This is a genomic window from Variovorax glacialis (assembly GCF_051216375.1).
Taxonomy (GTDB): Bacteria; Pseudomonadota; Gammaproteobacteria; order Burkholderiales; family Burkholderiaceae_C; genus Variovorax.
In genome coordinates, this window is sequence record NZ_JBPJZT010000004.1 from 67504 (window position 1) to 81072 (window position 13569).

Below are 13569 nucleotides of genomic sequence, written 5' to 3' on the forward strand. Positions count from 1 at the left end.
GACGAACGCCCGCCTCTTTCGGCGGGCGTTTGTTTTGTGAGATGCCTCCAACAATCATCGAGGAGTTGAAATGGGAAATTGGGATTGGCAGGTCTTCCTGCAGGACCCGGGGGGAAAGATACCGACCTACTGGCAGTGGCTGGTCTCCGCCTGGGGCTGGACCGTGTCGGTGTCCTTGTGCTCGCTGGTCGTGGCGCTGGTGCTCGGCTCCCTGGTCGGCGTGATCCGCACCTTGCCCGACAGCCCCTGGCTGGTGCGCTTCGGCAATGCCTGGGTCGAACTGTTCCGCAACATCCCGCTCCTGGTTCAGATCTTCCTGTGGTACCACGTGGTGCCGAAGATTTTCCCCGTCATGGCGGGCCTGCCGCCCTTCATCCTGGTGGTGTTCGCGCTGGGCTTCTTCACCTCTGCGCGGATCGCCGAACAGCTTCGCTCCGGCATCCAGGCCCTGCCCAAGGGCCAGCGCTACGCGGGCATGGCGGTGGGCTTCACCACCTTCCAGTACTACCGTTACGTCATCCTGCCGATGGCCTACCGGATCATCATCCCGCCGCTCACCAGCGAATCGATGAACATCTTCAAGAACTCGTCGGTCGCGTTCGCGGTATCGATTCCCGAAATGATCCAGTTCGCGATGCAGGCCGGCGAGGAGACCTCGCGCGTGACCGAGATGTACATGGCGGTGACCATCCTCTACGTGATCTCGGCGATGATCATCAACCGCCTCATGACCTGGGTCGAGAAGAGGGTGCGCGTGCCGGGCTTCGTCGTTGCCGGCGGAACGGGGGGCCACTGACATGAACCTCGACCTCACATTCTTCAGCTGGCAAGTCATCAGCGGCTTCCTGCTCAAGGGCTTTTACTTCAGCGTGTTCCTGACAGTGGTGGCCACCCTGGGCGGCATCTTTTTCGGCACGCTGCTCGCGTTGATGCGGCTGTCGGGCAACAAGTGGCTCGACATGCCCGCGGCCATCTACGTCAACGGCATGCGCAGCATTCCGCTGGTGATGATGATCCTGTGGTTCTTCCTGCTGGTGCCCAACATCATCGGAAGGCCGATCGGGCCGGAGTACTCGGCCATCATCACCTTCATCGCGTTCGAGGCCGCCTACTTCAGCGAGATCATGCGCGCGGGCATCCAGTCGATCCCGCGCGGGCAGGTCTCCGCGGGCATGGCCGTTGGGATGACCTACAGCCAGAACATGAAGCTGGTGATCCTGCCGCAGGCGTTCCGCAACATGCTGCCGGTGCTGCTGACCCAGACCATCATCCTGTTCCAGGACACCTCGCTCGTCTACGCCATCGGCGCCTACGACCTGTTCAAGGGCTTCGACACCGCGGGCAAGAACTTCGGCCGGCCCGAGGAAGCCTACCTGCTGGCCGCCGTCGTCTATTTCGTGCTGTGCTATTCGCTCTCGTACCTCGTGAAGCGCCTGCACAAGAAGATCGCCATCATCCGCTGAAGGAGTCCGACAAAATGATTGAAATCAAGAACGTATCCAAGTGGTATGGCCCGGTGCAGGTGCTCAACGACTGCTCGGTCAGCATCTCCAAGGGCGATGTGGTGGTGGTGTGCGGGCCTTCGGGCTCGGGCAAGTCCACGCTGATCAAGACGGTGAACGCGCTGGAGCCTTTCCAGAAGGGCGAGATCACGGTCAACGGCATTCCGCTCCATGACCCGAAGACCAACCTGCCGCAGCTTCGCTCGAAGGTCGGCATGGTGTTCCAGCACTTCGAGCTCTTCCCGCACCTGTCGGTGACCGAGAACCTGACGATCGCGCAGATCAAGGTGTTGGGGCGCAGTGCCGACGAGGCCAAGACGCGCGGCCTGAAGATGCTCGATCGCGTGGGCCTGATGGCTCACAAGGACAAGTTCCCGGGCCAGCTTTCGGGCGGCCAGCAGCAGCGCGTGGCCATCGCGCGCGCGCTGAGCATGGACCCGATCGTGATGCTGTTCGACGAGCCCACGTCCGCGCTGGACCCCGAGATGGTGGGTGAAGTGCTCGACGTGATGGTGGCGCTGGCCAAGGAAGGCATGACCATGATGGTGGTCACGCACGAAATGGGCTTCGCGCGCAAGGTGGCGAGCCGCGTGATCTTCATCGACGTGGGTGGGCGCATCCTGGAGGACTGCTCGAAGGAAGAGTTCTTCACGCATCCGGAGAACCGGCAGCCTCGCACGAAGGACTTTCTCAACAAGATCCTCGCGCACTAGGCTCGCCCCCAGGCTGCGCGCACTTCGTGTCGCTTCGCCTACCCCCTGCCGGGGGCGGTGCCTGCAGACCGGCGTAGCCGGATCTGCGGCACCTCTGGGATTGAAAAGCCCCGCTTGCGGGGCTTTTCCTTTTTGGAAAAGTCTCAGCCTAATTCGAAGGTGGTGATGCCGTAGAGGCGGTCGAGTTCGCAGGGGGGTGGGGCGCCGAGGTACATGCGGGCGGTTTCGAAGACGCTTTGCATGCCTTGTTCCTTTGCGAGGGTGACGGCGTCGGGGTTGGGCAGGGGGACGTCGAGGTAGATGGGGTCGCCTGGAGGGACGCTAGCACTCAGTGCGGCGTAGAGGGACCTGGCGACTGGGAGGTTCTCGGCCACGAGGGGGCCGATCTTGTGGCCGTTGCGGCAGCGGCGGATCAGGCCCCATCCTTCGAGGCGGCCCTGGTGCATCCATGCGAGGCCGGTCGCGTCGGGCATGGCGATCCAGCGGCGCAGGAATGTTTTGCGCGGCGCGGGAAAGACGCGCTGGTCGTCGGTGCAGAGGGTGGCGAAGTCGATCGTGGAAAGCGGGACGATCTGTTGGGGCATGGGCTGGCCCGCTGCCGTTGCAACGCCTTCGTAGCGGACGTTGTTCCAGGCCAGTTCGAAGCCGCCTCGGCGGTAGTTGGCCTGTTGCGCGGGCACGCCGTCGAGTCCGATCACATGGCCCGTCAGCCGGGCGATGCCCTCGCGCCAGAGGGCGATGCCGATGCCTTCTCCGCGCCAGGCGGGGTCGACGATGTAGAGGCCGATGAAGCCGAAGCGGCCTCCATAAGAGATGGCGCTGATACAGCCCAGCGGCTCGCCTTCATGTTCGGCGAGGAGAAAGCCGCTCGGGTCGGCCGCGTGGAAGCACTCGGCGTCGTGCAGGCCGGGGTTCCAGCCCTCGTGCGCGGCCATGTCGATGACCCAGGGCATCTCGTCTCGGCGCAGGGCACGGATCGTGTAGTCCATGCGCGGCATTCTGACTCCGCGTGGCGGATTCCTGTCCAATACCGGAATGGAAACCTCGCACGATGCCGAACGCCGGCTGAACGAACTGGAAATCAAGGCCAGCTTCACCGAAGACCTGTTGGACCAGTTGAACATGACGATCTACAGGCAACAGCAGCAGATCGACAGCCTCGCGCTTCAGGTCGCGCAGCTGCGGCAGCAAAGGCCTGAGGACGGGACAGGCGGCCCGCGCAACCTTCGCGACGAGTTGCCGCCGCACTACTGATCTGGCGGCACTTGTTAAAAATTGTGTGTATCACAAAGGTCTAATGCCACAATTCTCCGAAATCTGGAGGAGTTGGCATGGCCGTTGGTGCACGTCTCGGTATGTGGGCGGGAAAGGGCTTGGTTGCGGCAGCGTTCGCATTGCTGGCCCCCGGGGCTTTCGCGCAAGCACCCATGGGCGCGGAAGGTGGCGAAATGGTGGTCCATCCGTGGGTGGTACCGCCCCCCAGTTGGTCACCGGACGCGTACTTCACCAACCTGAAGGATGGCGCGACGCTGGAGGCGCCGTTCGTCGCCCGCTTCGGGCTCTCCTTGCGCGGGATCGTGCCGGCCGGCAAAACGGCAGGCACGGCGGGCCACCATCACCTGCTCATCGACCAGCCACTGCCGCTCGATTTCAAGAAGCCGTTGCCCTTCACCGAGCACTACATCCACTTCGGCAAGGGCCAGATGGAAACGGTGGTCGATTTGCCGCCGGGCACCTACACGATGCGGCTGGTGCTGGCCGACCAGGGGCACATCCCGTATTTCGTGTACAGCAAGCCGTTGAAATTCACTGTCAGCAAGCAGAACAAGGGTGTCTCTGCGGCCAGCGTGCTCGGGCAGCCGCGCATCGAGATCCTCAGCCCCGCGGATCGCTCTACCGTGCAGTTGCCGCTGAGGGTGCAACTGCACGCCAGCGGCTACAACCTGTCGCACGCGGCGCCCAAGGTGCCGGACACCGGCCACTTCCGGCTCGTCCTGGAACGCGCCGGCCAGAAGCCCGAGATCATCGAACTGGACGGTGGCCAGACGGAGCTGTGGCTCAACCCGCCGAAGGGCGACTACAGCGTGCGCCTCGACTTGGTGAGCAATACCTCGCCCGGCGCCATCACCGCGCGGGCGAAGCCGATCGCCTTCAGCGTGCGCTGACGCCGGTGCGGGCGTCGAGCACTGCAGCCGCCACTTCCGCGAAACCGGCGCCGCGTTCGGCCTGCGCGACGTAGCGCGGCAGGTGCGACAGCGCCGATTCGAAGCGGCGGACGTTCGCGACGCCGATGCTGTGCTCGAAGTGCTCGAACATCAGGGCGTCGTTGGTGGAGTCGCCCACATACGCCCAGCGCGGCATCTCGTCATCGAGCCGACGGCCCCACAGTTCGCCCACGATCCAGCGCGCGCCGGCCAGCTTGTTGTGCTCACCGAACCAGCCGTTGACATGAATGCTGCTGACAGTGGCGTGCATGCCCTCGCGCTTCATCAGCGCGACGACCGCCGCGATCTTCGTGTCGTCGAGGTGCGTGAATTCGCTGTGATCGATCGCGATGTCGCACTCCCGGCCGGCCGAGTCGGTGGCGCGTCGGGCGCCAGGGATCTCGCGCTCGATGCGGTCGAGCACCTCCTGCATGCGCGCGAAGTTGCGCGCGCGCGTCGCGGCGTCCTGCTGGTAGCGTTTTTCGAGCCGGCCCTCGGGCGAGGGCACGAGCGCGACGGCACCGTTTTCGGCGACGATCGCGTCGAGCGGCCAGGCGCTCGCAAAGGGTTCGCTCCATCCGACGGGACGGCCCGTGATGGCGACACTGTGCAGCCCCTCGGCCTTGATGTCCGCCAGCGCCTTCAACGCATCGGGCGTGATGGCGCCGTCGGTGGTCAGCGTGTCGTCGATATCGGTGAACACGCCGACCAGTTGACGGCGCGCCTCGAGCGGCCACTGCGTCAGGGCCTGCATCAGCCGGCCGTTTGAAGGGCCAGCCCGGCGTGCTCGCGCAGCGGATGGAAGTGGATCTTCGCGAAGCGCTCCTGCGCGAGCCGCACGTCGTACGGCGAAGTGCACAGGTAGGCCAGCGTATCGGCCGCGTCGCGCGCCATGCGGGCGGGGTAGGCGTCGACGAAGGCGCGCAGCTCGGCCGGGGTGTCGGCGGTGATCCACCGCGCGCCGGTGTACTGGCAGCCTTCGAGGCGCACGTCCGCGTCGTATTCGGTCTTCAGGCGATGCTGTACGACCTCGAACTGCAGTTGGCCGACCGCGCCGAGAAGCATCGGTCCGCCGATCTCGGGGCGGAACACCTGGATCGCGCCTTCCTCGCCGAGTTGCGCGAGGCCTTGCTGCAGTTGCTTGGTTCGCAACGGGTTCTTCAGGATCACCGTCATGAACAGCTCGGGCGCGAAGAAGGGCAGGCCGGTGAATTGCAGCGAGGCGCCGTCGGTGATGGTGTCGCCCAACTGGACGCCGCCGTGCGTGGTGAAGCCGACGATGTCGCCCGCATAGGCTTCCTCGACCGCTTCGCGCCGCTGGCTCATGAACGTCACGACGCTGGTCGGCCGCAGTTCCTTGGCGGTGCGCTGCACCTTGAGCTTCATGCCCGGCGTGTAGCGTCCCGAGGCCATGCGCACGAAGGCGATGCGGTCGCGATGGTTGGCGTCCATGTTGGCCTGCACCTTGAACACCACGCCGGCGAAGTCCTTGTCCTCGGGCTGGATCTCCTTGACCACCGGCTGCCGGTTGACGAGCGTGGTGCTCACGCGCGGCTGCGGCGGGGGCGCCAGGTCGACGAGGGCGTCGAGCACTTCCATCACACCGAAGTTGTTGACCCCGGATCCGAAGAACACCGGCGTCTGCTTGCCGGCGAGGAAAGCTTCACGGTCCCAGGTCGGGGACGCGCCGGTGGCGAGCTCCATGCTCTCCATCGCGGTGTCGAACTCGCGGCCGAAGCGCTTCTGGAGCGTCTCCGGGTCGGTGAGCGGGATGGCTTCGAAGTCCTGCGGCAGGCGTTCGCTGCCCGACTCGAACACCGTCATCGCCTGGGTGCGCAGGTTCACGATGCCGCCGAAGGTCTTGCCCTGGCCCACCGGCCAGGTCATCGGCACGCAGGGCATGCCCAGTTCGCGCTCGATCTCGTCGAGCAGTTCCAGTGGCTCGCGCACCTCGCGGTCCATCTTGTTGACGAAGGTGATGATGGGCGTGTCGCGCTGGCGGCAGACTTCGATCAGGCGGCGCGTCTGGGCCTCGACGCCGTTGGCCGCGTCGATCACCATGAGGGCCGAATCGACTGCGGTGAGCACGCGGTAGGTGTCCTCGGAGAAGTCCTTGTGGCCGGGCGTGTCGAGCAGGTTGATGACGTGGTCGCGGTAGACCATCTGCATCACCGACGAGGCCACCGAGATGCCGCGCTGCTTCTCGATTTCCATCCAGTCGGATGTCGCATGGCGCGAGGCCTTGCGCGCCTTGACCGAGCCCGCGATCTGGATCGCGCCGGAGAACAGCAGCAACTTTTCCGTCAGCGTGGTCTTGCCGGCGTCGGGGTGGGAAATGATCGCGAAAGTGCGACGGCGGCGGGTTTCGGAAGCGAATGTCATGGGAGTGAACGCGGTGCGCGCTCACGGGCGCGGGCAGCTGAAGGCAAAGCCCGCGATTTTACCGATGGACCCTTGCGGCTGCCGGGCGACCTTCGCGTTCACATGGGCGGCGTGAACCCGTTGCGGCCGACCAGCAGGCTCGAAGCGGTCGGTTGGCCGTCCTTCAACTGGGCGGTGACGACGACCTTCGCACCCTGAACCAGCAGTGCGGCCTGGTCGTCCTTGCCGGGCTTGAAGGTGACGATCGGCGTGCCGCGGGGGACGAACACGGTCTTCTCGCCGTCCTTGTACTTCAGCACCAGCTTCTGGCCGCCGCCCGGAACGGACGATGGCGCCGCTGACAATGCGGAGACCGTGGCATTGGTCATCGTGCCGTTGGGCATGTAGTCCCAGGGTCGGAAGCCTTCGCCCGTGCCTCGCATGGCTTCGGGGAACACCAGGACCTCGACCGCGCGCTGGGTGCCGTCGGGCTGGGGCAGGGAGCCGGCGCCGACGAAGCTGTTCGGCTTGATGGCCGCCGGCGTCACCGGGAGCACCTCGATCACCCGCAAGTCGGCGGGACGCGCCATCGTCACGACTTCGCCGCTGCGGTCCTTGACCGTCAGCGTGTTCGCATCGACGTGCACGATGACGCCGCGCACACGCACGGTCTGGGCGGCGGCAGCGGCCGGCGTTTGCGCCGGGACCACCATGGGCAGCAGGGCCGACGCGATCAGGAACGATGTGGCAAGAGCTCTGGCTTTGAACATGTTGTAACGCCGCACCGGGCGATGGAAGGAGGGAAGCGCAGTCTAGGCCGATCGAAAAAATGCTGCTGACGGCAATCCGGCCGTCGCGCGCTAAAATCGGCCGTTCCGAGGAGCGTTGCAGCGCCGACAGGCGTGAGGCTCGGACCACCATCGCAACCACGCTCACCCGCTGTTCTCGCGGTGAGTCCTTTCCCCGAACGCAGTGGCCATCTTTCAAACTTGCTTTGGAGCCAACATGAGCGCCGTTCTCAAATCCCCGTCCCCTGTTTCCACCGCCGACCAGGCCATTGCCGACCTGGGCCTTGCCGCCTGGGGCCGCAAGGAAATCCGCATCGCCGAAACCGAAATGCCCGGCCTGATGGCCATCCGCGAGGAATTCGCCAAGAGCCAGCCGCTCAAGGGCGCGCGCATCACCGGCTCGCTGCACATGACGATCCAGACGGCCGTGCTGATCGAGACGCTGCAGGCGCTGGGAGCTACAGTGCGCTGGGCCTCGTGCAACATCTTCTCGACGCAGGACCACGCCGCCGCCGCCATCGCCGCCAAAGGCACGCCGGTGTTCGCGATCAAGGGCGAGTCGCTGGAAGACTACTGGGACTACACACACCGCATCTTCGACTTTGGCGCCAAGGACTCGGCCGGCGAAGGCCCGAACATGATCCTGGACGACGGCGGCGACGCCACGCTGCTGATGCACCTGGGCCAGCGCGCCGAGAAGGACCAGAGCGTGCTCGCCAACCCGACCAGCGATGAAGAGCGCATCCTCTACGCCGCGATCAAGGCCAAGCTGGCCGTCGATTCGACCTGGTACACCCGCAAGTCGGCCGAAATCATCGGCGTGACCGAAGAGACCACCACCGGCGTGCACCGCCTGAACGAGATGAGCGCCAAGGGCACGCTGCTCTTCCGCGCCATCAACGTGAACGACTCGGTCACCAAGAGCAAGTTCGACAACCTCTACGGGTGCCGCGAATCGCTGGTCGACGGCATCAAGCGCGCCACCGACGTGATGATCGCCGGCAAGGTCGCCTGCGTGGCCGGCTACGGCGACGTGGGCAAGGGCTCCGCCCAGGCGCTGCGCGCGCTGAGCGCCCAGGTGTGGGTCACCGAGATCGACCCCATCAACGCGCTGCAAGCCGCGATGGAAGGCTACAAGGTCGTGACCATGGAGTACGCCGCCGACAAGGCCGACATCTTCGTGACCACCACCGGCAACCGCGACGTGATCCGCCACGAGCACATGGCCGCGATGAAGGACCAGGCGATCGTCTGCAACATCGGTCACTTCGACAATGAAATCGCCGTTGCCTCGATCGAGAAGTACGAGTGGGAAGAGATCAAGCCGCAGGTCGACCACATCACCTTCCCGGACGGCAAGAAGATCATCCTGCTGGCCAAGGGCCGCCTTGTGAACCTCGGCTGCGGCACGGGCCACCCGAGCTTCGTGATGTCATCGTCCTTCGCGAACCAGACCATCGCGCAGATCGAACTGTTCACCAAGCCCGATGCCTACCAGGCCGGCAAGGTCTACGTGCTGCCCAAGCACCTCGACGAGAAGGTCGCGCGCCTGCACCTGAAGAAGGTGGGCGCCATGCTGACCGAACTGACGGACGCGCAGGCCGCGTACATCGGTGTCGACAAGAACGGCCCTTACAAGCCGGACACCTACCGCTATTGATCGCGCGGGCGTAGCGCTTTGCGCGCCGATCAGTTGCTTGTCGAACGCGGCCTCGCCGCGTCGCGCTCGCAGGCCGTCCGGCTGATTGCCGCCGGCTTGCGCTGGCGCGACGGGGCGGACTGGCGCACGGTGAACAAGAACCGCGACGAAGTGCCCAAGACGGCCGAGCTCGAACTGCTCGATGCCGCCGAGGCGCGCTATGTTTCCCGTGGCGGGTTGAAGCTCGAAGGCGCGCTGGCCGCGACCGGCATCGATCCGCGCGGGCGGCGATGCCTGGACGTCGGCCAGTCGACGGGCGGCTTCACCGACTGCCTGCTCCAGCAAGGCGCCGAGCATGTGGTGGGCGTCGATGTGGGGCACGGGCAATTGCATTCGCGGGTGCGCGACGATGCGCGTGTCACTGCAATCGAAGGCATCAATGCCCGTGTGCTGAGCGCCGACGCGTGGGCGACCCAGGCGCCGGACGATGCGGATTTCGGGCTGATCGTCGGCGACCTCTCTTTCATCTCGCTCACGCTGGTCCTCCCGGCCCTGGTGCCCTTTCTGGCACCCGGCGGCGATCTCCTGATGCTGGTCAAGCCGCAATTCGAACTGCAACCCGGACAGGTCGGCAAGGGCGGCATCGTGCGCGATCCTGCCCTGTATGCCGTCGTCGAGCAGCGTCTGCGGGATGCATGCGAATCGCTTGGCCTGCGTGTGCTGCGCTGGCTCGACAGCCCGATCGCGGGCGGCGACGGCAACCGCGAGTTTTTCATTCATGCCGTTCATGCGGACGGCGAACAAGGAGCCGGCCGTGCGCCTTCCGCTCAGCTTTGAATTCTTTCCGCCCAAGACGCCCGAAGGCGCGACCAAACTGCGCGCCGTGCGGCAGCAGCTCTATGCCCAGGCACCCGAGTTCTGCTCGGTGACCTATGGCGCCGGCGGCTCGACGCACGACGGCACTTTCGGCACCGTGCGCGAGATCCTCGGCGAAGGCGTCGCCGCGGCTTGCCACTTCTCGTGCATCGGTGCAACGAGGGCGACGGTGCGCGAGCAACTCGCCGAGTTGAAGGCCATGGGCGTCAATCGCCTCGTTGCATTGCGCGGCGACCTGCCCAGCGGCTATGGCATCGGCGGCGAATTCCTCTATGCGAGCGATCTCGTCGCTTTCATCCGCGAGGAAACCGGCCGCGGTTTCCACATCGAGGTGGCGTGCTATCCCGAAGTGCATCCCCAGGCGCGTTCGCCCGAGGCGGACCTGCAGGCCTTCGCGGCCAAGGTGCACGCGGGGGCGGATTCGGCCATCACGCAGTACTTCTTCAGCGCCGAGGCGTACTTCCGCTTCGTCGACGAGGCGCGCGCGATGGGCCTCGACACGCCGATCGTGCCGGGCATCATGCCGATCACGAGTTCTACGCAGCTGATGCGCTTTTCCGATGCCTGCGGGGCCGAGATCCCGCGCTGGATTCGCCTGCGGCTCCAGAGCTTCGGCGACGACACCGCGTCGATCAGGGACTTCGGCCTCGACGTGGTCACCGACCTGTGCGAGCGCCTGTGCACCGGCGGTGCGCCCGCGCTTCACTTCTACACGATGAACCAGTCGGTGGCGACGCTCGGCGTGCTGCAGCGCCTCGGCCGGGGTGCATGAGTTTGGGTAGGCGTGTCGCCGTCAGCCTGCCCGCGCTCGTCGCGGCGGTGTTGTTGGCGGCCTGCTCCACGCCGCCACCTTCAGATGACGGTGCAGAGGGCGCGCCACAGTTCCGATTGCGTCCCTTGGCGAAGCAGCCGGCGCTTCCGCCCGGCGCGCCGCCGCGCTCGCAAGTGCCTTCCGTGCGCTACGACCTCGCGGTGTCTGGTGCCGGCGAGGCGGGGCCGGATGACGGCCTGCCGGGTGACGAGGGTTCGCGCGAGATCTTCGAGCGCGGCGGTGCATCTTGGTACGGCATCCAGTTCCATCAGCGCAAGACCGCGAACGGCGAGCGCTTCGACATGACCGCATTCACCGCCGCCCACAAGACCTTGCCGTTCAATACGCGCGTTTGCGTTCGCAGCCTGGTGAACGGCCGGGAAGTGCTGGTTCGCATCAACGACCGTGGCCCCTATGCGTCAGGCCGCATCATCGACCTGAGTCGCGCTGCGGCCGAATCGATCGGCCTGCTGGGCCTGGGGATCAAGCAGGTGGCGCTGTCCATCGTGGACAAGGACACTGCCACCTGCGGTGGCACGGCGGTCGGAGCGTCCGATGCGCCGCCATCGGCCGCGTCGGGCGACTCCGCACCCAAGCCGACGCGCCAGGTTGCGCCTCGCAAACGGTGGTGAGAGGCCGGCGGGCAGCCGGCGTCGCTTTTAGCCGCCGCTGTCCAGGGAGAAGGTGGCGTTGCGGTCCTGCGCCAGGCGATCGGCCATCTGTGGCAGCGCGGCCGCGAGCAACGGCTTCAGCGTGTAGGGTGGATTGATCAGGAACATGCCGCTCGCCGGCAGTCCGGGCCGGTGCGTGGCGCCGGTCGCGTCGGTGGTGATCTTGCTGGACTTGACGGTCAGCGTGGCATGCAGCCACGGCTTGCCGGCCTTCGTTGCCATCGTCTTGAGCCGGCGTGGCAGGTCGTGCGCCTCGGGCCGTGGAATGATCGGATACCACACGGCGTACGTGCCGGTCGCGAAGCGCTTGAGCGCTTCGGCGACGAAATCCAGCACGCGTGCGTAGTCGCTCTTGATCTCGTAGCTTGGGTCGCACAGCACCAGCGCGCGGCGCGAGGGCGGTGGCAGGAACTTGGTGGCGCTTCCGAACCCGTCGTCGCGCAGCACGGCGATCTGGCGGCCGGCCTCGAGCTGCGCGATGTTCGCGTCGAGGGTGCGGGCGTCGGTCGGATGCAGCTCGAACAGCTTGAGCTTGTCCTGGTCGCGCAGGAGGTGGTGGGCGATGAAGGGCGAGCCCGGATAGATGCGTGCGCTGCCCTTCGGGTTGAAATCGCGGATCACCTCGAGGTAGCGGGCCAGCGCATCGGCCAGGGGCTCGGGGGGCTGCGCTGGCGCCTTTTTCGCCGTTGCCTTGCCCGGGCTGGCCCCCGGGGCGGCTGGCTGGGGATCCGAAAGCAGGCGAACGATGCCATCGGCGGCCTCGCCGCTGGTGCCGGCGTAGTCCCCATCGAGCCGGTAGAGGCCGGCGCCGGCATGGGTATCGACCACCGTCAGGGCGGCGTCCTTCTCGAGCAGATGGTCGAGGGTGGCAATCAGCACCGTGTGCTTGAGCACGTCGGCGTGGTTGCCGGCGTGGAAGGCGTGGCGGTAGCTGAACATTGGCCCAATGGTAACCGCCGGCCTACAGGAACGGGGTCGAATTGCTTGTGGAAGAGGATTCTTCGTATAATGGAAGGCTTCGCAGCGCATTTGAGGCCCCGCGGCGAAGAGATCGAACCCACCTAAGAGATTCCCGCCAGAGGAACGCCGACCGTGGAAAAGGGCCCGCCAAACCCTCTTCAAAAGAGAAAACTCATGACCAAAACGTTCAGCGCCAAACCCGCTGACGTGACGCACGAGTGGTTTGTGATTGACGCGACCGACAAGGTCCTCGGACGAGTAGCCAGCGAAGTTGCTCTCCGTTTGCGCGGCAAACACAAGGCCATTTACACGCCTCACGTCGATACCGGTGACTTCATCGTCATCATCAACGCAGCCCAGCTGCGCGTCACCGGCGCCAAGCCGCTTGACAAGGTGTACTACCGTCACTCGGGCTATCCGGGCGGCATCACGGCCACCAACTTCCGCGACATGCAAGCCAAGCATCCGGGCCGCGCCCTGGAAAAGGCCGTCAAGGGCATGCTGCCCAAGGGTCCGCTCGGCTACGCGATGATCAAGAAACTCAAGGTGTACGGTGGCGCAGAGCACCCGCATACCGCCCAACAGCCCAAAGTGCTGGAACTGTAAGGAGCCTTGAGAATGATTGGTGAATGGAACAATGGCACCGGCCGTCGCAAATCGAGCGTCGCCCGCGTGTTTCTGAAAAAAGGCACCGGCAAGATCACGGTCAACGGCAAGGACATCCAGGATTTCTTTGGCCGCGAAACCTCGATCATGATCGCCAAGCAACCGCTTTTCTTGACCAACAATGTCGAAACCTTCGACATCATGGTCAATGTGGCTGGCGGCGGTGAGTCGGGTCAGGCCGGCGCGACGCGCCACGGCATCACCCGCGCCCTGATCGACTACGACGCGACGCTCAAGCCGGTGTTGAGCCAGGCCGGCTTCGTGACGCGCGATGCGCGTGAAGTCGAGCGCAAGAAGGTCGGTCTGCACTCCGCACGCCGCCGCAAGCAGTTCTCCAAGCGCTGATCGCCCATTGGGCTTATCGCTTGCACTGTCAAA

General features: G+C 65.4%; 16 protein-coding genes and 1 riboswitch. Of the genes, 11 read left to right on the forward strand and 5 right to left on the reverse strand.

Annotated features, from left to right (window positions below; all coding sequences use genetic code 11):
- The first annotated feature begins 70 nt into the window (after positions 1-70).
- Genes ACSFBL_RS11925 through ACSFBL_RS11935 form a run of 3 tightly spaced genes read left to right on the forward strand, consistent with a single transcriptional unit; the run spans position 71 to position 2215 of the window.
- Entirely contained in the window at positions 71-796 is a 726-nt protein-coding gene (locus ACSFBL_RS11925) for an amino acid ABC transporter permease (RefSeq protein WP_435515999.1), read from the forward strand.
- Position 797: 1 nt separating this feature from the next.
- A complete protein-coding gene (locus ACSFBL_RS11930; protein WP_435516000.1) occupies positions 798-1463 on the forward strand; it encodes an amino acid ABC transporter permease in 666 nt (221 codons plus the stop codon).
- Between the two features lie 14 nt (positions 1464-1477).
- Positions 1478-2215, forward strand: coding sequence for an amino acid ABC transporter ATP-binding protein (locus ACSFBL_RS11935; RefSeq protein ID WP_435516001.1), 738 nt, complete (start codon positions 1478-1480; stop codon positions 2213-2215).
- Positions 2216-2358: 143 nt separating this feature from the next.
- Here the strand turns inward: ACSFBL_RS11935 and ACSFBL_RS11940 are convergent, their stop codons facing one another.
- Positions 2359-3204 carry a GNAT family N-acetyltransferase gene (locus ACSFBL_RS11940; protein ID WP_435516002.1) on the reverse strand — a complete coding sequence of 282 codons (846 nt, stop codon included), beginning with the start codon at positions 3202-3204 and terminating at the stop codon, positions 2359-2361.
- Between the two features lie 46 nt (positions 3205-3250).
- Between ACSFBL_RS11940 and ACSFBL_RS11945 the strand changes: the two genes are divergently transcribed.
- Together ACSFBL_RS11945 and ACSFBL_RS11950 are read left to right on the forward strand one after the other, a co-directional pair.
- On the forward strand, positions 3251-3469 hold the full coding sequence (locus ACSFBL_RS11945) for a SlyX family protein (RefSeq protein ID WP_435516003.1): 219 nt from the start codon (positions 3251-3253) through the stop codon (positions 3467-3469).
- Positions 3470-3546: 77 nt separating this feature from the next.
- Entirely contained in the window at positions 3547-4380 is an 834-nt protein-coding gene (locus tag ACSFBL_RS11950) for a DUF4399 domain-containing protein (protein WP_435516004.1), read from the forward strand.
- Here ACSFBL_RS11950 and ACSFBL_RS11955 read toward each other — a convergent pair.
- The 3 genes from ACSFBL_RS11955 to ACSFBL_RS11965 form a co-directional block, all read right to left on the reverse strand.
- Positions 4367-5173, reverse strand: coding sequence for an HAD-IIB family hydrolase (locus ACSFBL_RS11955; protein ID WP_435516005.1), 807 nt, complete (start codon positions 5171-5173; stop codon positions 4367-4369). The genes ACSFBL_RS11950 and ACSFBL_RS11955 overlap by 14 nt on opposite strands.
- Complete coding sequence (locus ACSFBL_RS11960) at positions 5173-6801, reverse strand: peptide chain release factor 3 (protein WP_435516006.1); 1629 nt, start codon at positions 6799-6801, stop codon at positions 5173-5175. Before ACSFBL_RS11960 ends, ACSFBL_RS11955 begins: the two co-directional genes overlap by 1 nt.
- A 98-nt stretch (positions 6802-6899) precedes the next feature.
- Positions 6900-7550 carry a hypothetical protein gene (locus tag ACSFBL_RS11965; RefSeq protein WP_435516007.1) on the reverse strand — a complete coding sequence of 217 codons (651 nt, stop codon included), beginning with the start codon at positions 7548-7550 and terminating at the stop codon, positions 6900-6902.
- 101 nt (positions 7551-7651) lie between these two features.
- Positions 7652-7721: riboswitch (S-adenosyl-L-homocysteine riboswitch) on the forward strand.
- Positions 7722-7785: 64 nt separating this feature from the next.
- On the opposite strand from ACSFBL_RS11965, the gene ahcY reads away from it, so the two are divergent.
- Genes ahcY through ACSFBL_RS11985 form a run of 4 tightly spaced genes read left to right on the forward strand, consistent with a single transcriptional unit; the run spans position 7786 to position 11526 of the window.
- Entirely contained in the window at positions 7786-9228 is a 1443-nt protein-coding gene (gene ahcY, locus ACSFBL_RS11970) for an adenosylhomocysteinase (protein ID WP_435516008.1), read from the forward strand.
- Between the two features lie 18 nt (positions 9229-9246).
- Positions 9247-10044: a TlyA family RNA methyltransferase gene (locus ACSFBL_RS11975; protein WP_435516009.1), complete on the forward strand. Its 798-nt coding sequence runs from the start codon at positions 9247-9249 to the stop codon at positions 10042-10044.
- Positions 10022-10855, forward strand: a complete 834-nt coding sequence (metF, locus tag ACSFBL_RS11980; protein WP_435516010.1) for a methylenetetrahydrofolate reductase [NAD(P)H] — start codon at positions 10022-10024, stop codon at positions 10853-10855. Before ACSFBL_RS11975 ends, metF begins: the two co-directional genes overlap by 23 nt.
- Entirely contained in the window at positions 10852-11526 is a 675-nt protein-coding gene (locus ACSFBL_RS11985) for a septal ring lytic transglycosylase RlpA family protein (RefSeq protein WP_435516011.1), read from the forward strand. Before metF ends, ACSFBL_RS11985 begins: the two co-directional genes overlap by 4 nt.
- Positions 11527-11553: 27 nt before the next feature.
- Here ACSFBL_RS11985 and ACSFBL_RS11990 read toward each other — a convergent pair whose 3' ends face one another.
- Complete coding sequence (locus ACSFBL_RS11990) at positions 11554-12504, reverse strand: 23S rRNA (adenine(2030)-N(6))-methyltransferase RlmJ (RefSeq protein WP_435516012.1); 951 nt, start codon at positions 12502-12504, stop codon at positions 11554-11556.
- A 195-nt stretch (positions 12505-12699) separates the two neighbouring features.
- Here ACSFBL_RS11990 and rplM point away from each other — a divergent pair, with 195 nt between their 5' ends.
- Both rplM and rpsI read left to right on the forward strand, forming a co-directional pair.
- Positions 12700-13131 carry a 50S ribosomal protein L13 gene (rplM, locus tag ACSFBL_RS11995; protein WP_028249522.1) on the forward strand — a complete coding sequence of 144 codons (432 nt, stop codon included), beginning with the start codon at positions 12700-12702 and terminating at the stop codon, positions 13129-13131.
- Positions 13132-13143: 12 nt separating this feature from the next.
- Positions 13144-13536: a 30S ribosomal protein S9 gene (rpsI, locus tag ACSFBL_RS12000; protein WP_093109516.1), complete on the forward strand. Its 393-nt coding sequence runs from the start codon at positions 13144-13146 to the stop codon at positions 13534-13536.
- The last annotated feature ends 33 nt before the right edge of the window (positions 13537-13569 follow it).